We start from the raw sequence: 20,836 nt of genomic DNA, 5'->3' as shown, positions 1-20,836 counted from the left end.
CAGTTGTTCAGCCCTTTACAATAGACCGGGTATTATAATTTATACTCCTCAATTTTTCGGTAAAGGGTAGTCAAGCCGATATTTAATAATCGAGCAGCTTCTGTTTTGTTGCCCTTGGTGTGTTGAAGGACCTTTTGAATATGCATTTTTTCTACTGTCGCAAGGTCGAAAGTCGAGGTTACACCGTTAGGAGAATCGGTAGAAAATAGAATTTCATAAGGAAGCTCATTCATTGTAAGCTGGTCGGAATCGCTAAGAATAACAGCGCGCTCCATTATGTTTTTCAACTCGCGGATATTGCCCAACCATGAGTACGAGTGTAATTTCTCCAGGAAATCCGTGCTCATTGAAGCAATTTTCTTGTTGTTCTTTGCAGAAAAGTAACGTAAAAAGAAATTGGCAATTTCTTCAATGTCCTTTGTACGCTCACGCAGCGGCGGTAGTTTTATTTGAAATACACTTAATCGATAAAACAGATCCGACCGGAAACGACCCTGCTCACTTTCAATTTTTAGATCCCGGTTAGTTGCAGCAATAATTCGTACGTCAACTTTAGTGGGTTTGGTATCACCGATTTTTAAAAATTCTCCGGTTTCAAGGGCTCGTAATAGTTTAGCTTGGAGGTCGATGTTCATTTCACCAATCTCATCCAGAAAAATGGTTCCTCCATGCGCTTCTTCAAACAATCCGGGTTTATCCTTAGTTGCTCCTGTAAACGAACCGGCTCTATAGCCAAACAGTTCACTTTCCAACAGCTCCTTACTAAATGCACCGCAATTAATGGCTACAAAAGCTTTGTTTTTTCGATTGCCAGCCTCATGTATTGCTTGCGCAAACACCTCTTTTCCCGTACCAGTTTCGCCTAAAAGTAAAACGGTGGCGTCTGTTCCTGCTACTTTTTGTGCAAGTGAAATGGCTTCTTTTATTTGCTTCGAATTCCCAATAACTTGGTCGAAGCTATATTTTTCGCCTGATTTCTTTGATAAGCGAGTGATCTCCTGGCGATCTAGCGAGCGTTTCATCGCCATTGCCACTAAAGGAATGATTTTGTCATTATCATCTCCCTTGGTAATATAATCGAAAGCACCGTTTTTTATTGCCTTAACCCCATCGGCAATCGTTCCGTAAGCAGTTAAAACAATAATTTCAACAGAAGGAAATTGGGTATGAATTGTTTGTGTTAATTCAACACCGTTTGCGTCTGGTAGTTTTACATCACTCAAAACAAGGTCAACGTGTTCTCGCTCCAGTTTTTTAAGGCCATCCTTACCTGTTGCTGCCTCCAAAACAGTATAGCCTTCCAGTGAAAGAATACGGGCTAACAGTTTTCGAAGCTTCTCTTCGTCATCAATTATCAATAAAGTTCCGCTTGACATAAGTGATATACAGCTAAACGGTTTCTATTTCAATTTCACCTTCAAAAACATAATCTGCCGGGCCCTCTAAGAATACACTAGTGAAAGCGTTTCCATCAGATGTGGTTGCCGTAACAGAAAGATCTCCACCCATTGCTTTAATATGTGTTGTGTGGGTTCCGGTTAATCCTTTTTTCTTCATCATGGCCAAAGCGACAGCGGTAACTCCGGTACCGCAAGCAAGCGTTTCGTCTTCAACCCCGCGTTCGTAGGTACGGACAATAAGATGATCGCCTTTATCTTCAACAAAGTTTACATTAATACCTTCCGCTTTAAAACGATCATTGTATCGTATGGATCTGCCCGACTCAAAAACATTAAGATCTTTAACGTCGCTTACTTCTTTTACGTAATGAGGAGAACCTGTGTTTAATACAAAGAAATCACTGTTGGACTCAATTTCACTCACATCAATCATTTCCAGACTTACCCCTTTTTCGGTCAATTTGGCATAATGTGGTCCATCTACGGCAATGAAATTAGTTTCGGCATTAAAAATGCCTAAGTGATTAGCAAATGCAGTAATGCAGCGGCCACCGTTTCCGCACATAGTGCTTGGTCTACCATCGGAATTGGCGTAGATCATTTCAAAATCAAACCCGGGGTGATTTTGAAGTAGCATAATGCCATCGCCTCCGATACCAAAACGACGGTCGCAAAGGTGAGCGAATAGTTTTACATCAACAGTTAATGTTTTATTTCTGTTGTCGATCAACACGAAATCATTACCGGCACCTTGATATTTATAAAACTTGAGCTTCATTAAAAATTCATTTTGTTATAATAATTTTGAATACGAACCGTTTCGTAGTTTGTAAGTTCAATTTTACAAAACTAATAGAAAGCCAACTGGTTTTTGAAGCAAATGAGTATTATTTTTGGAATAAAAGAGTAAAAAAGTAGAAATTTAGGAATAAATAATAGTAACATGAAAAAAACAGCTTTAACCTTATTGACCGCATGTGTGGGCGGAATGATAGCCGTTGGGGCATATAAAGTTTTTGAAAGCAAACAAGAGCAAACGATTGAAGACAAGCAGAATGTAAAGTTTGTTGGTTTCAATGAGAAGAGTTCGATGGTGGGATCAGCAGGTGATGTAGATTTTACAGGTGCTGCTGCCATGGTTACTCCGGCTGTTGTGCACATAAAAACTACATATACTTCAACTAACAGAGGTCAGCAATATAATCCTTTTGGGGATATGTTTGATGATTTCTTTGGAGGCGGTGGCGGAAGAGGACGCAGTCGTCAGCCTCAGCGCGCTTCGGGCTCAGGGGTAATTGTAACGCAGGATGGTTACATTGTTACCAACAATCACGTAGTAGAAAATGCCGATGAAATTCAAGTGGTGTTGAACGATAAACGTTCTTTTAAAGGAAAGTTGATCGGTGCAGACCCCAACACAGACCTGGCATTAGTAAAAATTGATGGAAAAGACCTTCCATTTGTAAAATATGGAAATTCTGATGCAGTTAAAGTAGGAGAGTGGGTTTTGGCTGTAGGTAATCCTTTTAACTTAACATCAACCGTTACCGCAGGGATTATCAGCGCAAAAGCACGTAATATCGGTATTTTAGGCGACCGTAATGATCCTGACTCTCGCCCGATTGAAGCGTTTATCCAAACGGATGCCGCAATTAACCCAGGTAACTCTGGAGGGGCTTTAGTGAATACTAATGGTGAATTAATAGGCGTTAATGCCGCAATTGCCTCACAAACAGGAGCTTATGAAGGGTATGGCTTTGCTATTCCGGTAAACCTTGTTAAAAAAGTTATCAATGATATCTTAAACTTTGGTGCTGTACAGCGCGGTTATTTAGGTGTTAGCTTTACTGAAAACAACGCTGATTTTGCTAAAGAAAAAGGCCTCAAAACTATTGACGGTGTATATGTTCAAGAGGTTTTAGAAGGTGGTGCTGCTGCAGCGGCGGGTGTAAAACAAGGTGATTTGATCACTAAAATTGAAGGTGCAAATATTAGGTCTGGCTCAGATCTTCAAGAGCAAATCGGATTACACCGTCCTGGCGATGCGGTTAATTTAACCGTTTTGCGTGGTGGAGCAGAAAAGAGCATTAAAGTAGTGCTTAAAAACTCTGAAAACACAGCATCATTGGTTAAATCAACTTCAAATGCAACATTTGATGCATTGGGCGGAAGATTCAGTCCTCTAAATGATGCTGAGAAGAAAAAGTATAAGGTTCAGGGTGGAGTTAAGATTACAGGATTAAAAGAAAACGGCATCCTTGCACAAAGTGATATTCAGCAAGGATTTGTAATCACTCGTGTTAATGGCAAAGTAGTTTCGTCTGAAGAAGAGGTTAAATCAGCACTAAATGGTAGCCGTAATGGCATGGTAAATATTGAAGGTATTTATCCGGATGAGCCATCATCTCGTTACAGCTTCTCATTCCCTGCTGCGAAATAGTTTTAAATTTAATTAGTTATTACAAAGGGGGTTAACAGAAATGTTAATCCCCTTTGTTTTTAATCATTGTTTAATGACTATCGTCTTTCTACTTTTAATTTAATTGTGTAACTTGAATGGAATAAAGCGTCATCTTTTCTGAAATTTAAGTTAGTTTTTCATTCTGTCTGCATTATGTGTTGCTTAATAATTAATCATTCAACATGAATATTCTATAAATTAATAAGCCATGAAAAAATTAATTTACGCACTCTATTTAATGTTCATCCCGTTTATCTCATTTGCCCAGAAGCAAATAGATTCAACAATTGCCAAGTCAATTATTCCAATCGAAAAGCAAGAGCTACTTAAAAACGTAAACCTAATAGCTAATATCAGAGCAGCAGGTAATGCTTATTTCGATCAGGATGGGTTTAATAATTTCAGGTTTCAAATGGAGCAATTCAGGCTCGAATTCAAGGGAAACATTAGTAAAAGGACATTTTTTCGATTTAGGGATCGATATACTCGTCCGGCAACTTCTGAGTCGGTAGATAATATCAGTCGCTCAACTGACCTTGCTTTTGTAGAGTTTCAAATGAAAAAGGATTCTGAATTTTGGTACATGTCAATAGGTAAAATGTGCGCCGATTGGGGTGGATATGAGTTTGACGCCAACCCAATTGACATTTATCAATACACTGATTTTATTGATGCTGCTGATAACTTCTTAACCGGTATTGGCACCCGATTTACCTTAAGTAAAAATCACTCACTTTCTTTCCAGGTATTAAATACCAGAACAAAAACGTTTGAAGAGTTATATCCAAATGATACAGCTTTCATTCAACAAAGCAAGGCTCCTTTAGCTTATATAGCCAATTGGCGTGGAAGTATGTTTGATGGCAAACTTCAAACGATCTGGTCTTACAGTTTGTTCAATGAAGCAAAAAACTACTATATTAATTATGCATCGATTGGTGTGCAGGTAACACCTTCAAATAAATTCAGGGTACAGTTTGATTATAAATGGTGTAGCGAGCAAATAGATCGTGAAGGGATTGTTTCCAATTACATTACGGATGGTGCAAACTACGATGATCGTGTTGCTCAAGGCACCGTATATAATAGTTATTGGACCCGTCTTGACTTTCGTGTTGTTCCTAAAGTAAACTTGTTCTTTGTGGGCTTCATCGATCAGGGAAATTGGAATAAAGCAGATGTTTATTATGACAATGCGGAGTCAAAACAGAAGATCTATACAGGATATTGTTATATACCAGGTGTTGAGTTTCTTCCTTCCAAAGACCTTAACTTAAAGATTTTTGTGAGTTATGTAGGGCACGACTACAGATTTACAGATTTTGCAAAGAGCACTTTAAATAAAACCAATTACAGCAATAATAGATTTACTTTCGGAATAATCACTCCGTTAGTATTCTTGTAATAAATCCATTTCACAGAACCAATCATTTTTAAAATTTGTAGTTATGTCATCATCAAGAATTGAACACGACTTCCTTGGGGAAAAAGAAATTTCTAATTCAGTTTACTATGGAGTACAAACATTAAGAGCATTAGAAAACTTCAGTATTACCGGAATACCAATTTCTAAAGAACCACTATTTATACAAGCATTTGGGTATGTTAAGAAAGCTGCAGCATTGGCCAATCGTGATTGCGATGTTTTAGACCCAAAAGTTGCAGAAGCAATTGTATATGCAAGCGATAAACTTATCGCAGGAGAATACAATGATCAGTTTGTTTCAGATCTTATTCAAGGAGGAGCAGGAACATCCTGTAACATGAATGCCAATGAAGTAATTGCGAATATTGGTTTGGAATACATGGGAAAACAGAAAGGAGAATATGACTTCCTGCATCCTAATAATCACGTGAACTGTTCTCAATCTACCAATGATGCCTATCCGACAGCATTCCGTATTGCACTTTATAAGAAGATCGACATTTATGTGAAAGCCTTAGAGGCGCTTCAAGTTTCTTTTTCAAGGAAAGCTGAGGAGTTTAAAGAGGTTTTAAAGATGGGTAGAACTCAGTTGCAAGATGCGGTTCCAATGACATTGGGTTCGGAGTTTCACGGATGGGCAACTACAATTGGTGAAGATATACAACGCATGCGCGAATCACAAAAACTGGTTTGCGAATGTAATATGGGAGCAACCGCTATTGGCACACGGATCAATGCGCCGGAAGGTTATCCAGAATTATGTACAAAATACTTAGCTGAAATATCGGGTATTCCAATTACGCTGTCTGAAGATTTAATTGAGGCAACCTCAGATACTGGCGCTTATGTTCAAATTTCAGGAACATTAAAAAGAAGTGTAATCAAAATCTCAAAAATTTGTAATGATCTGAGATTGCTTTCGTCTGGACCGCGTACAGGATTAAATGAGATCAACCTTCCTAAAATGCAACCAGGATCATCAATTATGCCGGGTAAAGTAAATCCGGTTATTCCTGAGGTGGTAAATCAAACCGCCTATTATGTAATTGGTGCTGATGTTACTATCACGCTTGCTGCAGAAGCAGGGCAATTACAACTAAATGTAATGGAGCCGGTAATTGGCTTTAGCCTGTTTACTTCACTTGAGTACATGACTAATGCAATTCATACGTTGGTTTCTAAATGTATCAGCGGAATTACGGCAAATGTTGATGTCTGCAAAAACCTGGTAATGAATAGCATCGGTATTGTTACAGCCTTGAATCCAATATTAGGTTATGAGGAATCTGCTTCTATTGCCAAAGAGGCATTAAATACCGGAAAATCAGTGCATGATATTGTGGTAAAAGACAGAAAGCTGATTACCCAGGAAAAATGGGATGAGATTTATAGTATTGAGAATATGATACATCCTAAATTTATTAAGGAATAGTAATGTCTTTCAAATAAAAAAAATGTTAATATGAAACGCTCTTTAACAAATTTCTTTTTGCTTTTGGTTACGGTAACGTTTACGACCGTAGCGTATGCTCAAAACACGAGGGTAAAGATTTTAGCAACCGGAGGAACAATAGCGGGTGCAGGTGCGGCAGCAGACCGTGCTGCATATACTGCTGGAAAGCTGCCAATTGATGAGTTATTGAATGCAGTTCCGCAGATTCACAAAATTGCTAAAATTACTGGTGAACAAGTAGCTTCAATCGGTAGTCAGGATATGTCTATTGAGGTTTGGTTGAAATTGGCCAAACGTATCAATGAAATATTTGCAAAAAATGAAGCGGATGCCATCGTTATTACCCACGGTACCGATACTCAAGAGGAGACAGCTTATTTTCTGGATTTGGCAGTGAAATATGATAAGCCAGTAATTTTAGTTGGAGCAATGCGTCCAGCAACAGCAATTAGTGCTGATGGCCCCAAAAACTTACTGGATGCAGTAGTTGTTGCTGCCGATCCTAAAAGTCAGGGTAGAGGCGTAATGCTTGCTATGAATGAGCGAGTGTTTGATGCACGTTCGGTTACCAAAACCAACTCTACAGCACTAGAGACTTTCTTGTCGACCAACTTTGGTCCGGTAGGTTTGATCTATGATCAGAAAGTAGAATACTACTATAATCCTGTACGCAAAGGAAATAAGGACACTCCTTTCGATGTAAATTCTACCACCTCTCTACCAAGAGTTGATGTAGCTTATATGTATGCAGATGCTGATCCTACAGCGCTTAATGCATTTGTTGCGGCGGGAGCAAAGGGAATTATTTTTACAGGTGTGGGTAATGGTAATATGAACAAGAAAAATTACGATGCAATTAAGGCTGCTACAGATAAAGGTGTTATTGTGGTTAGAGCTACTCGTACACCAGGTGGTCGTGTTACACTTCATGATGAGGTAGATGATGCCGCACTCGGAACAATTGTATCGGATGACTTGAATGCACAAAAAGCCAGGATCTTGTTGATGCTAGCATTGACAAAAACCAGCGACAAGGCTAAGCTTCAAGATATCTTCTTTCAATATTAACACTCATAATAGGAATGTTTGCAGAACCGAGCTGCAAACATTCTTTGTTTATAACACTTAATTTTTATGAAAGGCTTATTAAAGCATCGCTATGTTTTATATTGAATTATTAGTTGTTCTTGCCGCTATTTTTATGGGGGCCAGAATAGGAGGGATAGGCCTTGGAGTAATGGGCGGAGTAGGATTGTGTATATTAACATTTGTTTTTCATGAACGTCCAACTGCTCCTCCGATTGATGTAATGCTTATTATTATTGCAGTAATCTCGGCATCGGCCTCACTGCAAGCTTCAGGAGGGCTAACCTATATGGTAGCAATTGCTGAAAAAATTCTTCGTAAAAACCCCAAACGAATAACCATCTTAGCCCCATTAGTTTGTTATGTGTTTACTTTTTTGGCAGGCACAGGGCATATTGCGTACTCCATTCTTCCTATTATTGCTGAATTAGCTACGAAAACAGGTATTCGACCCGAAAGACCATTGGGGGTTTCAGTGATTGCTTCTCAACAGGCAATTACGGCCAGTCCGATTACCGCCGCAACAGTAGCAATGGCAGTATTGTTAGCTCCTCAACACATTGAACTAAGTTCTATTTTGATGATTTGTATTCCTTCAACATTAGCAGGAGTACTGGCTGCGGCTTTAGTATCAACAAAAGTAGGTGTTGAACTGATAGATGATCCAATCTATAATGAACGATTAGAGGATCCTGATTTTGTCGAATCAATTAATAAGACAACAGAACCGATCGACATGAGTAAAATCCCTCAGAGTGCGAAATTATCGGTCTTAGTTTTTTTATTTGCGGTTTTAGTCATTGTAATATTCGGAGCAAATGCTTCTCTTCGCCCGGAATGGATAAACAAAGGAGGTAATAGAGTTTCGATGTCAATGACAAGTTTAATAGAAATGGTAATGCTTAGCGCTGCAGCGTTAATATTAATAGTAGGAAAAGTGCGTAAAGTAGTTGAGGTTTCGACCGGAAATATTTTTAGAGCGGGTTCCGAAGCGGTAATTGCCATTTTTGGGGTAGCTTGGATGGGGGATACCTTTATAGAGGGTAATTATGCATTTATAGAAGGCGGACTTAAAGGTATGGCAACGCAATACCCATGGACATTTGCCATAGCATTGTTTGTTATGTCAATATTGTTATTTAGTCAGGCTGCCACTGTACGTGCGTTGATGCCATTAGGGTTGTCGTTAGGAATTCCAGGAGGTGCACTAATCGCGATGTACCCTTCCGTTAATGGTTATTTTTTCATTCCTAACTATCCAACATTGATAGCAGCCATTGGTTTTGATGAAACCGGAACAACAAGAATAGGAAAATATGTATTAAACCATAGCTTTATGCTACCCGGATTGGTCGCCTGGATTGTTTCAGTGGCCGTAGGCTTTTTGTTGGTAAGCCTTTTCGGGATCTAAACAGTTCAAAAAACGTTATTTGGTAAATAAACGGGTTATATCATGAATCGATAGCCTTACAAATACACGAAAACTGATATAACAAACTGATAGAGTGTAATTAATGAAATGTGTCTGGAATGCGGAGAAAAGTTTCAAAGTAAAAATGCCTATCCCATTAGTAAAAAAATGATAAGAACGAATCTAAATAATGGGTTTTTTGAGCTTCTTTTCAATTTTTAGATACATTTGTGTTCCAAAAATAAAATCTCGTAAAAATGAGTAGTTCTTCATCTTTTTTTACATCATCCATAGGGCGAAAGTTTGTGATGGGCTTCACAGGCATTTTCCTGATCGCTTTTTTAATAGTGCACGTAGGGGTCAACTCTATGGTTTTTCTAGATAGTTCGGGTGAGCTATTTAATGCAGCGGCTCATTTTATGGGTACAAATTGGGTAATCCGTTCAATGGAATTTGTTCTGTTCGCGGGCATTATCCTGCACATTGTTCAATCTATTATTCTAACACGTCGTAATAAGGCTGCTCGTCCAGACGATTACGCTGTGTCAGGATCGAACGTTAACAGTAAATGGTATTCAAGATCAATGGGTTTATTAGGAACTTTAATTCTGATCTTCCTTATCATTCACCTGGATAACTTTTGGATTAAAGCACGATTAGGAATCGGCGGTGAAATTCCGGAAGGAGCAACACCTGGTTCTCATGATATGTTTGCTCAAATGAAACATGTGTTCAGCAATGTTATCCTAGTTGTGGTTTACGTGTTATCAATGATTTCATTATCATACCACTTAATGCACGGTTTTCAAAGTGCATTCCAGTCTTTAGGACTAAATCATTATAAATACACTCCGGCAATTAAATCAATCGGAAAATGGTTCTCAATCATTGTTCCTGTATTGTTTGCTTTAATGCCACTTTACGTTTATTTCGTTATTAACAAGTAAAATCTGATCATCATATGGCTTTAGATTCAAAAATACCTGAAGGACCATTGGCGGAAAAATGGAAAAAATACCGTTCAACCGTACCATTGGTAAACCCTGCAAATAAGCGTAACCTTGAAATCATAGTTGTTGGAACAGGTTTGGCTGGTGCCTCAGCTGCTGCTTCATTGGCAGAGATGGGTTACAAAGTAAAAGTATTCTGTTACCAGGATTCTACCCGCCGTGCTCACTCAATTGCAGCACAAGGCGGTATCAACGCAGCAAAGAATTATCAAAACGATGGCGACAGCGTTTATCGTTTGTTTTATGATACTATTAAAGGTGGTGACTACCGTGCACGCGAAGCAAACGTTCATCGTTTGTCGGAAGTGAGTGGTAACATCATTGATCAGTGCGTGGCTGCTGGTGTTCCATTTGCCCGCGAATACGGTGGATTATTGAGTAACCGTTCTTTTGGTGGTACTCAGGTTCAACGTACTTTTTACGCGGCAGGACAAACCGGCCAACAGCTACTGTTAGGTGCTTACTCTGGTTTACAACGCCAGGTAGGTATGGGTTCTGTAAAATCGTATACCCGCCACGAGATGTTAGATGTGGTAATTATCGATGGTAAAGCCCGTGGTATTATTGCACGTGACATGGTAACCGGTAAGATCGAGCGTCACTTCGGTCATGCAGTTTTATTATGTACCGGTGGTTACGGTAACGTTTTCTTCCTTTCAACCAATGCGATGGGTTGTAACGTTACAGCAGCATGGAAAGCCCACAAAAAAGGAGCTTACTTTGGTAATCCATGCTACACTCAGATCCACCCAACTTGTATACCGGTTTCGGGTGATCACCAATCAAAATTAACCCTTATGTCGGAGTCGTTACGTAACGACGGACGTATTTGGGTGCCTAAGAAAAAAGAGGATGCCGAAGCTTTGCGTACCCGCAAAAAAGGCCCTAATGATATAGCTGAAGACGATCGCGATTATTATTTGGAAAGAAGATACCCTGCATTTGGTAACCTTGTTCCTCGTGACGTTGCTTCACGCGCTGCTAAAGAGCGTTGTGATGCCGGTTACGGCGTAAATGCTACAGGTCAGGCTGTATATTTGGATTTCGCAGCAGCAATTGAGCGTTATGGCAAAATTGAAGCTACCAAACATAATATCGACGCATCAGCTGCTAAGATCGTTGAGTTAGGTAAGGCTGTTGTAAAGGAGAAATATGGAAACTTGTTCGATATGTACGAGCAAATTACCGGAGTAAATCCTTACAATGAGGCAATGCAAATTTATCCGGCGGTACACTACACCATGGGCGGTATCTGGGTTGATTACAACCTGATGACAACAGTTCCTGGTATGTATGCTTTAGGTGAAGCTAACTTCTCTGATCACGGCGCGAACCGTTTAGGAGCATCTGCATTGATGCAAGGTTTAGCTGATGGATATTTCGTGATTCCTTACACTATTGGTGCTTATTTATCAAACGAAATTCGTACTAAAGCAATTCCAACTGATCACCCGGCTTTTGTTGAAGCAGAAAAAGCAGTTACCGACAGAATCAATACTTTACTAACGATTAACGGTTCTAAAACGGTTGACCATTTCCACAAAAAACTAGGTAAAATTATGTGGGATAAATGTGGTATGGCTCGAAACGCTAAAGAATTGGAAGAAGCAATTCAGGAAATCCGTGAGCTTCGTGCAGAGTTTTGGAAAGATGTTCGTGTACCTGGTTCGGCCGATGAGCTTAACCCTGAGCTTGAAAAAGCTGGTCGCGTGGCAGACTTCCTTGAACTAGGAGAGTTGATGTGTATGGACGCGTTGAAACGTAATGAATCTTGTGGCGGTCACTTCCGTGAAGAATACCAAACTGAAGAAGGAGAAGCAATGCGTGATGATGAAAATTATGCATACGTTGCTGCCTGGGAGTTCAAAAGCGAAAGCAATTGGGAACTTCACAAAGAAGAGCTAAAATACGAGAACATTAAAATTGCTCAACGTAGCTATAAATAAAATTTGAGAATAGGTGAATTTGAGAATTATCAGATTTGCCAATTGGTTAATATTAAATCATTTCGATTTGATCATTTGAGTAAGGGGGTAATCCTCAAATCCTCAAATTTTCAAATTTCCAAATTCTATAAAAATGAGTGACGGAAATATGAACCTGACGCTGAAAGTTTGGCGTCAGAAAAACGGAAATCAAAAAGGAGAACTGGTTACTTACCCTGTTAAAGACGTATCGCCTGATATGTCATTCCTTGAAATGTTCGACGTGTTAAACGAAGACTTAGTAGAGAAGGGTCAGGAGCCTATCGCATTTGATCACGATTGTCGTGAAGGTATTTGCGGTGCCTGTTCAATGTATATTAATGGCCGCCCACATGGTCCTAAAGAAGGTATTACAACTTGCCAGTTGCATATGCGTTCATTTAAGGATGGCGAAACGGTTGTAGTAGAGCCATGGAGAGCTACTGCTTTTCCGGTAATTAAGGATTTAATAGTGGATCGCTCTGCATTTGACCGTATTATTGCAGCAGGTGGTTTCGTGTCTGTAAATACAGGTAATGCGCAAGATGCAAATGCTCTTCCGATCTCAAAAGAAGACGCAGATAAATCATTTGAAGCAGCTGCTTGTATTGGCTGTGGAGCTTGTGTGGCTACGTGTAAAAATGCTTCTGCAATGTTATTCGTTTCAGCTAAAGTTTCTCAATTAGCATTATTGCCACAAGGCCAACCTGAGCGTTATCGTCGTGTACAAGACATGGTAGCTCAAATGGATAAAGAAGGTTTTGGTAACTGTACCAATACTGGTGCTTGCGAGGTTGAGTGTCCTAAAGGAATTTCTTTAGAGAACATTGCTCGTATGAATCGCGATTATTTAACAGCAAATGCAGCACACTAATTGGTGCAATTTATAGAATAGAAAAACGGCAGAATCCTCTGCCGTTTTTTTTGTTTATAGATTAGTAGCATGCTATCGAGCTGTAGATTGGCCCTATAACGATTGAAAAAGTTAAATATTAAGCAATCTTGACTATTTAATATCTCTTGAATTAAATATTATAGGCAAATTGTAATGCCATTCTCTTGGAACATTGTTTATTGTCCCTGGCTTCCATTTTGGCATTAGTTTAACAAGCCGCAGAGCTTCCTCATCACAACCATACCCAATCCCCCGAAGCAGCTGTATGTTTGTTATTTTGCCATTTGCCTTAATTGTAAACGAAATCGTAACTCTTCCTCCAATATTGCTTTTTATAGCCTCTTTCGGATATTGGATGTTTTTCTTCATGAAGATTGCTATTCTGTCATTTCCACCCGGAAATTCAGGAGGAGTTTCATAAGTATTAAAAATTTCCTGAGACAATGGGTTTGAAGTATCTGCATTTGGCTTAGACTCTTTTGAATCAATAATGATGTCCGGATTCGTTAAGGTATCCTTTTCAATTAAAGGCTCAGGCAGATATTGAACACTTCTTGCGTTGATACTAGGTGTGTTTTGAGCTTTCTTCTTAACACTATAAGCAGCATAAATAAGGATTAGTCCCAGGCAAATATGAATTAGGTATTTCCAGAAAATCCATTTGGGTGAATCGTTGAATGGTATCATAATACAAAAGGTTTTGTTGTATGATGAAAAAAATGCAAAATTCCACAAGGAATTAAACAAAAAACAAAAGCTTTGGCAAGTTCTTTAATTTCCATAGTTAGTTAATTTTGTGCCTGCCTTAAAGTAACATTAAAATATTCCTCCCGTCCATTTATACTTTTGATTTTTACTACATAGCTTCCAACATCAAGTACCAATGGACGCCTATCTTTTTCATTTTTTAGCTCAATTAAATCAGCGGGTATGGCAGTATTGATATCTTCCCCTATATGGAAAGCATAGACTAGTGCTGGAAAAATTAGGGAAGATGAATGGAGAATTTGCACTTTCTGTCGTTTCCCATTTAAATACAACCAATCTGGTCGACCGTTGATATAGGATGTTACTGGGTGGTAAACAGCAATATCAAATTGTTTAGCGTTTTCAAGGTCGCAAAAAACGGATTGTTCCGAATCAACGAATACCGATGATTCCTTAGCATTTATAAAACGATATAAGGGAGATTCATAATTACTATCACTCTTCTCAGTTAAAGCCACTTGGTTAACAGTAAATGGATTAATGCCCGTGTATTCCGCCAATCGGCCTGCCATAGCTTTATCCCAATTTTTCACATAACCTTCTTTTAGATGATCAAAACCACAATAAATAATTAGCTTGGCATTTGGATTTTTATCTACTATCTTTTTAATGTTTTGAGCTTCTTCAATTTCTCTTTCCTTTCCATTCTTCCCGTTTTCGGCTTCATAATTAAAAACAGTAAAGCCGATTTTTAAAGCTGCTCTTATTAGATTTCCAAGTTGTGGTTCTTCTGTATAAAAACCGCTAATATGAACAGGATATTTTCGCTCATTAATTAATGTATCCTTTGAATCCAGTGCCTCAAATCCAATAAATCTGTACCCTTGCGCATATAATTTTTCAAGCAAGGAGGTTGTAAATACTCGGTGCCTTGGAATATGATGAGCTTCATTTATAATTAGAATTCTTTCGGTTTGGGCCTTTGCAATAATATAGTCTTGTGCATTTACCGGGTGATAGTTAATGAAGCGGAGTTGGTCATTATGATTTAGGGTATCTTGTTGAGGTTTGCTCTGGATATCCCAACATTTTAGTGCCTCATGATACTCGCCAATAAATGAATAATCCCATGCCGCTATTTGATATTTCCAGTTTACAGAATCTTTTTCCAGTTTCTTTTTTATTTGACTGGAAAACAAATAAGAGTCTTTTTCCTGTGCCATTCCATTTAAGCATATAAATAAACCGATTGTTAAGCAGATGAGATTTTTCATTTTCATAATTTCTTTATTTATTCAGATGCTCTAGTACGAAATTTCCATAAACAGATTATAAATATTCATAATCAAATGCATAACGATGGTTTTAGATTAACAGCTGAAAGGCTAATTAATCACAATTTTGTTACATTTTAACTATTGATCAATATTTAGCGATTACCCTTTATATTTACTTTTCAAGCACAACTTAAATAGTTATATGAAGAAGATTTACTACCTGTTCGTGGCGCTTTTTCTGTTTATGTCAATTAGTTTTTCAGCTGTTGCACAAGAATCAGATTCGGCGTTTGTTATTAATAATTACGAAAAGAAAGAGTGTCAGATCACCATGCGAGACGGCAAGAAATTGTTTACTATTGTCTACTCTCCAAAGGATAAAACCAAAAAGTATCCCTTCCTTTTAAACAGAACACCTTATTCTATTGGTCCTTATGGTGAGGGAAAATATAAGCTTACATTGGGGCCATCTCCGTTTGCATTACGTGAAGGATTCATATTCGTTTACCAGGATGTAAGGGGTAAGTTCATGTCAGAAGGAGAATATGAAAATATCCGTCCTCAATTGACCACAAAATCAAAAACGGCAATTGATGAATCAACCGATACGTATGATACCGTCGATTGGTTAGTGAAAAATGTAGCAAATAATAATGGAAAAATAGGTGTTTATGGTATTTCTTATCCAGGATTCTATTCAACTACAGCTGCATTGTCCGGACATCCGGCTATAAAAGCGGTTTCTCCTCAAGCCCCGGTTACAAATTGGTTTTTGGGAGATGATTTTCATCACAACGGAGCATTCTTCATGATGGATGCTTTTGCTTTTTATTCGTCATTTGGCCTTCCTCGCCCTATACCTGTAACAGAATGGCCAAGGGGTTACCAAATGAAAAGTTCGGATGCATATAACTTCTATTTAAGTAAAGGGGCGTTGAAGAATATTGAAGCGGAAATGTTTAAAGGGAATGTAGCTTTTTACAAAGATATGGTGGCACATCCTGATTATGACAGTTTTTGGAAAGCACGGGATATTCGCCAGTTTATGAAAGATATTAAACCGGCCATGCTTGTAGTGGGTGGTTTTTTCGATGCGGAGGATTGCTGGGGAGCTCTTGAAACTTACAAAACCATTGAGAAGAATAACCCAAAAACCACCAATACATTAGTAATGGGACCTTGGTTTCATGGTGGTTGGATGAGAAGTGATGGTTCTTATTTTGGTGATATAAAATTCGGATCGGCAACAAGTATTTGGTATCAACAAAATGTGGAACTACCATTCTTTGTATATCACCTTAAAGGAGTCGGTAGTCCGGACATACCGGAAGCATTAACGTTTGACATCGGAGCCGACAAATGGCAGAAATTCGCTGCATGGCCTCCGGTTGAGAGCAAACAGAAAACTCTTTATTTCCAGTCTAATGGAAAATTGGCCTTTGATGCACCAACAACAGCAAACGGTTCCGACGAATATATTAGTGATCCGTCAAAACCTGTGCCCTATCAGGATGGTGTCGGAATAAAACGTACCCGGGAATACATGATCGACGATCAACGTTTTGCCAGCCGTCGTCCGGATGTATTGGTGTACGAAACAAATGTATTAGAGAAGGATATTACGCTTGCAGGACCATTGAATGCTGATCTGTTTATTTCTACCACTGGCACCGACGGTGATTTTATTGTAAAGGTTATTGATGTATATCCCGACTCTTTGAAAAGCTATCAATTAAACAACAAAGAAGTTCTTATTGGCGGATATCAAATGTTGGTACGTGGAGAGGTAATGCGTGCTCGATATCGTAACAGCTATGAGAAACCTGAAGCATTAACGCCAGGTAAGACAGAGCAAGTTAAATTCTACCTTCCGGATGTAATGCATACGTTTAAAAAAGGACATAAGATCATGGTTCAAGTACAAAGTACATGGTTTCCACTGGTCGACAGAAATCCACAGAAGTTTGTTGAGAATATTTATCAGGCCAATGATGATGATTTTCAAAAGGCAACTATCCGTGTGATGCATCAGAATAATGCGTCGTCTGGTTTACATATAACAGTTATTGAGTAATGAGGAAGTATTGTTTTTCATTCCTGTTTTCTGTTGTTGCACTTTGGGGACAGGCGCAAGATATTATTGTTCGTGATTCGGAAATCAAATCAATTGTTGATGAAATTTCTGTTGAAAATCTGCAAGCTTTAAACAATAAGTTGGTTTCATTTGGGACAAGACATACCTTAAGTGATACCACTTCTGCAATAAAGGGAATTGGTGCTGCAAGGCGGTGGATATTTTCTGAATTTCAACGGTATTCAAAAGAGAGTGGAGGACGGCTTAAGGTTGAGTACGATACGTTCTTTGTTGAACCTGATGGTAACCGGATTACCAAGAAAGCCGAATTAAAAAATGTGCTTGCCATTTTGCCGGGAACAGACCCTGCCGATAAAAGGGTTTTTATTGTTAGTGGTCACTTTGATTCAAGGGCATCGAATGTCAATAATGATACGATTACAGCCCCTGGCGCGAACGATGATGGATCAGGGACAGTGGCGGTAATGGAGCTTGCACGGGTAATGAGTAAGCATAAGTTTAATGCTACGATCATTTTTGCCTGTGTAACTGGCGAAGAGCAAGGGCTGTTGGGTTCTGCAAACCTGGCGAAAAGAGCGATTGAAGAGAAATGGGAAATAAAGGGAATGATTACCAATGATATTGTTGGCAATAGTTATGGTGCTGAAACAGATCTGAAAGATAACCTGAGACTGCGAGTATTTAGTGAGGGTGTTCCTGCAGCAGAAACAGGGCCGATGGCATTACAACGTCAGCAAGCAGGAGGTGAAAATGATAGTCCGGCACGGCAGTTTTCACGTTATGTGAAGGAGGTAGGTGAACGTTATGTTGATAATATGGAGGTTAAACTTATCTTTAGAAAAGATCGTTATCTGCGCGGTGGCGATCATACTCCATTTAGCAATGCCGGCTTTGCTGCGATCAGGTTTACGGAGATGAATGAAAACTTCGATCGTCAGCATCAGGACTTAAGAACTGAAAATGGAAGAAATTATGGGGACCTTTCTGAATTTGTGGATTTTGGTTATTTGAAAAAAGTAACCGGCATTAATGCTGCGACATTAGCCAATTTAGCAAAGGCGCCACAAGAACCGCAGAATGTAAGCATTCTAACAAAGCAACTTACTAATTTTACCGAATTGGCCTGGGGCATACCACAAGGACAAAAACCTAAAGGCTATTACGTGTTACTGCGCGAAACAACAAGCCCTTTTTGGGAGAAAAAATTATTCGTTGAAACCAATCAGGTTAAACTGCCTTATTCAAAAGACAATTACTTCTTTGGTGTCCAATCCGTGGATGATAAGGGACATGAAAGCTTAATTGTTTTTCCTAAGCCCTTACGCCAATAATACTTATTCAACAGGATAATGCATATTGCATTGTCCTGTTGAATAACTTAAATTTAAAATACACTCAACCGTTTTCTATGTATATAACATTTCACGGAGCTGCTCAAAATGTAACAGGGAGTAAGCATTTAATAAGGACAGAATCAGGAAAACAAATTCTTTTGGACTGTGGAATGTTTCAGGGAAGTGGAGCTGAAACGGAGGTTATGAATAGTCACTTTGGATTTGACCCCAAGGATGTCGATTATTTAATACTTTCTCATGCACATATTGATCATTGTGGACTAATTCCCCGCTTGGTTAAAGAGGGATATAACGGTAAGATATTTTGTACACCCGCTACCGTTGATTTAACAAAATTGTTGCTATTAGATTCGGCCAGGATTCAGGAAGCAGATATCAATTATCTTAATAAAAAAAGGAAACGCGAAGGAAAACCGCTATTAAAGCCCCTTTATACCACACAGGATGCAGAGGCCTGCTTCGATCAGTTTGTTGCTATTGAGTACGGCGTCCATAATAAAATTGACAGGGATATTGAAGTGCTTTTTACCGATGCTGGTCACATTATTGGCAGTGCTGCTGTACATCTTACAATTAAAGATCAAGGGAGAACCGCAAGAATAACATTCAGTGGGGATGTTGGTCGCTATGGTGCTGAAATATTACGATCTCCTGAGACGTTTCCGCAGGCTGACTATATTTTGCTGGAATCTACCTACGGGAATTCGCTGCATGAGGATGCTGCTCCAACCGAACGAGAACTGTTAAAATACATTAGGCACACCTGTGTTGACAAAGGTGGTAAGTTGATTATTCCGGCATTTAGTGTGGGGAGAACCCAAGAGGTGCTGTATGTACTGAATAATCTTGAGAATCTAGGCGAATTACCGCCTGTTGATGTATTTGTAGATAGTCCTCTCTCAGAAAGAACGACTAAAATTATTAAAAGCTACCCTCAGTATTATAATGAAGATGTAGGAAGAACACTTCAATACGATAAAGACCCATTCGACTTTTTAAGATTGCATTTTATCGAGGATGTTGAAGAGTCAAAGGCATTAAATTCCCGTAAAAATCCGTGCATTATTATTTCTTCTTCGGGTATGGCAGAAGCTGGCCGGGTTAAGCATCATATCGCAAATAACATTAGCGATAGTAGAAACACCATATTGATGGTTGGATATTGTGAGCCTGGATCTTTGGCGGGGCGTTTATTAAATAATCAGGAGGTTGTGAGGATTTTTGGTAGTCGGTTTGAGGTGAAAGCTGAAGTCGGGAAAATCGACTCATTAAGTGCTCATGGTGATTATAAAGATCTTTCCAGGTTTCTTTCATGTCAGAATCCTTCAAAAGTGAAGGAGGTTTTTCTGGTACATGGAGAATATGAAGTGCAGAGAGAATTTAAAGAAAAACTTCATTTGCAAGGCTTTAACCAGGTAGAGATTCCATACAGACACCAACGATTTAAAATATAAAGAAACGGGCGACAATCATTGTCGCCCGTTTTCTGTTATATGTAATTTAAATAGTTGCTGTGCTTAGTTATGACTTACGTCGCCACCGCTGGATTCATTTTTTACCACATTCTGCGGGTTCCCTTTATAGGATACATCGCCTCCGCTACTAGCATGAGCTGTTAGCTGCTTGGTAACAGTTACTTCGATGTCTGAGCCGCTGCTTGCATTTGCTACGCAAACTTCAGAAGTAAGTTCATAAGCAGAAATATCACTTCCGCTTGATGATTTTACATTAAGAGACTTCGCAATTCCGCTAAGTTTCATATCGGAGCCGCTTGAAGACTCACAAATAAGATCACCTGCGTCAAGTGCAAGATTTATATCAGAACCACTTGATGATTGAACAAATAATTTGGCTGATTTTAGTGTATTGGTAGTCGAAACATCCGAGCCGCTTGATGCCGTTATTGAGTTTAATTCCTTTACTGTCAGGTAAACTTTCATGGTGTTGTTTCGTGTCCATGACCAGCTTTTGTTGTTTTTCTTATCTACATATATATTCAATATTCCGCCCTTTACTTCAGTTTTGATGGATGAAATAATATCGTCATCGGCAGTAACGGTTACTTTTTCAGCATTTCCCTGAGCGATAAACACATCAATTCCTGTTGAAACTGATATTCCATTGAACGCTTCAACTTCACGGGTTTCTGTTTTCTCAGATAGGGGAGTATTGATATAATGGGTTCCGGAAACTGCAAAGGAGTCCAACGCAACTGCTGACGTGGATACTGTTAACGCTAGTGCAAAAAGTGATTTCTTTAATAGGTTCATATGCTGTATTAGTTTTATTTTTCTA

General features: G+C 38.9%; 16 protein-coding genes. 11 read left to right on the top strand and 5 right to left on the bottom strand.

All coding sequences use genetic code 11. The features are described from left to right. Nucleotides 1-32 precede the first annotated feature (32 nt). Nucleotides 33-1,376: a sigma-54-dependent transcriptional regulator gene (locus SOLCA_RS18470; protein ID WP_014681994.1), complete on the bottom strand. Its 1,344-nt coding sequence runs from the start codon at nt 1,374-1,376 to the stop codon at nt 33-35. Between the two features lie 13 nt (nt 1,377-1,389). Continuing rightward, entirely contained in the window at nt 1,390-2,178 is a 789-nt protein-coding gene (gene dapF, locus SOLCA_RS18465) for a diaminopimelate epimerase (RefSeq protein WP_014681993.1), read from the bottom strand. Nucleotides 2,179-2,343: 165 nt separating this feature from the next. Here dapF and SOLCA_RS18460 point away from each other — a divergent pair, with 165 nt between their 5' ends. From SOLCA_RS18460 to SOLCA_RS18425, 8 genes are all read left to right on the top strand, one after another. Then, nucleotides 2,344-3,840 (top strand): Do family serine endopeptidase, encoded by a 1,497-nt coding sequence (locus SOLCA_RS18460; protein WP_014681992.1) that lies wholly within the window; start codon nt 2,344-2,346, stop codon nt 3,838-3,840. Between the two features lie 229 nt (nt 3,841-4,069). Continuing rightward, nucleotides 4,070-5,266 carry a porin gene (locus SOLCA_RS18455; protein WP_014681991.1) on the top strand — a complete coding sequence of 399 codons (1,197 nt, stop codon included), beginning with the start codon at nt 4,070-4,072 and terminating at the stop codon, nt 5,264-5,266. 43 nt (nt 5,267-5,309) lie between these two features. Further along, nucleotides 5,310-6,719, top strand: coding sequence for an aspartate ammonia-lyase (aspA, locus tag SOLCA_RS18450; protein WP_014681990.1), 1,410 nt, complete (start codon nt 5,310-5,312; stop codon nt 6,717-6,719). A 30-nt stretch (nt 6,720-6,749) separates the two neighbouring features. Further along, the gene (locus SOLCA_RS18445; protein WP_014681989.1) at nt 6,750-7,808 is read left to right on the top strand and encodes a type II asparaginase; all 1,059 of its coding nucleotides are present in this window, start codon (nt 6,750-6,752) and stop codon (nt 7,806-7,808) included. Nucleotides 7,809-7,899: 91 nt separating this feature from the next. After that, on the top strand, nt 7,900-9,237 hold the full coding sequence (locus SOLCA_RS18440) for an anaerobic C4-dicarboxylate transporter family protein (RefSeq protein ID WP_014681988.1): 1,338 nt from the start codon (nt 7,900-7,902) through the stop codon (nt 9,235-9,237). A gap of 257 nt (nt 9,238-9,494) precedes the next feature. Continuing rightward, complete coding sequence (locus tag SOLCA_RS18435) at nt 9,495-10,184, top strand: succinate dehydrogenase cytochrome b subunit (RefSeq protein ID WP_014681987.1); 690 nt, start codon at nt 9,495-9,497, stop codon at nt 10,182-10,184. Nucleotides 10,185-10,198: 14 nt separating this feature from the next. After that, nucleotides 10,199-12,193: a fumarate reductase/succinate dehydrogenase flavoprotein subunit gene (locus tag SOLCA_RS18430; protein ID WP_014681986.1), complete on the top strand. Its 1,995-nt coding sequence runs from the start codon at nt 10,199-10,201 to the stop codon at nt 12,191-12,193. A 133-nt stretch (nt 12,194-12,326) separates the two neighbouring features. Then, a complete protein-coding gene (locus SOLCA_RS18425; RefSeq protein WP_014681985.1) occupies nt 12,327-13,085 on the top strand; it encodes a succinate dehydrogenase/fumarate reductase iron-sulfur subunit in 759 nt (252 codons plus the stop codon). 132 nt (nt 13,086-13,217) lie between these two features. On the opposite strand, the gene SOLCA_RS22525 is transcribed toward SOLCA_RS18425, so the two are convergent. Both SOLCA_RS22525 and SOLCA_RS18415 read right to left on the bottom strand, forming a co-directional pair. Continuing rightward, the gene (locus SOLCA_RS22525; RefSeq protein ID WP_014681984.1) at nt 13,218-13,793 is read right to left on the bottom strand and encodes an energy transducer TonB; all 576 of its coding nucleotides are present in this window, start codon (nt 13,791-13,793) and stop codon (nt 13,218-13,220) included. 101 nt (nt 13,794-13,894) lie between these two features. Next, nucleotides 13,895-15,088, bottom strand: coding sequence for a hypothetical protein (locus SOLCA_RS18415; protein WP_157604602.1), 1,194 nt, complete (start codon nt 15,086-15,088; stop codon nt 13,895-13,897). 205 nt (nt 15,089-15,293) lie between these two features. Between SOLCA_RS18415 and SOLCA_RS18410 the strand changes: the two genes are divergently transcribed. From SOLCA_RS18410 to SOLCA_RS18400, 3 genes are all read left to right on the top strand, one after another. Further along, on the top strand, nt 15,294-17,165 hold the full coding sequence (locus tag SOLCA_RS18410) for a CocE/NonD family hydrolase (protein ID WP_014681982.1): 1,872 nt from the start codon (nt 15,294-15,296) through the stop codon (nt 17,163-17,165). Continuing rightward, a complete protein-coding gene (locus tag SOLCA_RS18405) occupies nt 17,165-18,517 on the top strand; it encodes a M20/M25/M40 family metallo-hydrolase (RefSeq protein WP_014681981.1) in 1,353 nt (450 codons plus the stop codon). Before SOLCA_RS18410 ends, SOLCA_RS18405 begins: the two co-directional genes overlap by 1 nt. Nucleotides 18,518-18,594: 77 nt before the next feature. After that, the gene (locus tag SOLCA_RS18400) at nt 18,595-19,995 is read left to right on the top strand and encodes an MBL fold metallo-hydrolase RNA specificity domain-containing protein (protein WP_014681980.1); all 1,401 of its coding nucleotides are present in this window, start codon (nt 18,595-18,597) and stop codon (nt 19,993-19,995) included. A 63-nt stretch (nt 19,996-20,058) separates the two neighbouring features. Here SOLCA_RS18400 and SOLCA_RS18395 read toward each other — a convergent pair whose 3' ends face one another. Then, the gene (locus SOLCA_RS18395) at nt 20,059-20,811 is read right to left on the bottom strand and encodes a head GIN domain-containing protein (RefSeq protein WP_014681979.1); all 753 of its coding nucleotides are present in this window, start codon (nt 20,809-20,811) and stop codon (nt 20,059-20,061) included. Between the last annotated feature and the right edge of the window lie 25 nt (nt 20,812-20,836).

This window comes from Solitalea canadensis DSM 3403 (assembly GCF_000242635.2).
Classification (GTDB): domain Bacteria; phylum Bacteroidota; class Bacteroidia; order Sphingobacteriales; family Sphingobacteriaceae; genus Solitalea; species Solitalea canadensis.
The sequence above is the reverse complement of the archived record's forward strand: the minus strand, read 5'-3'. Positions and strand labels throughout refer to the sequence as shown.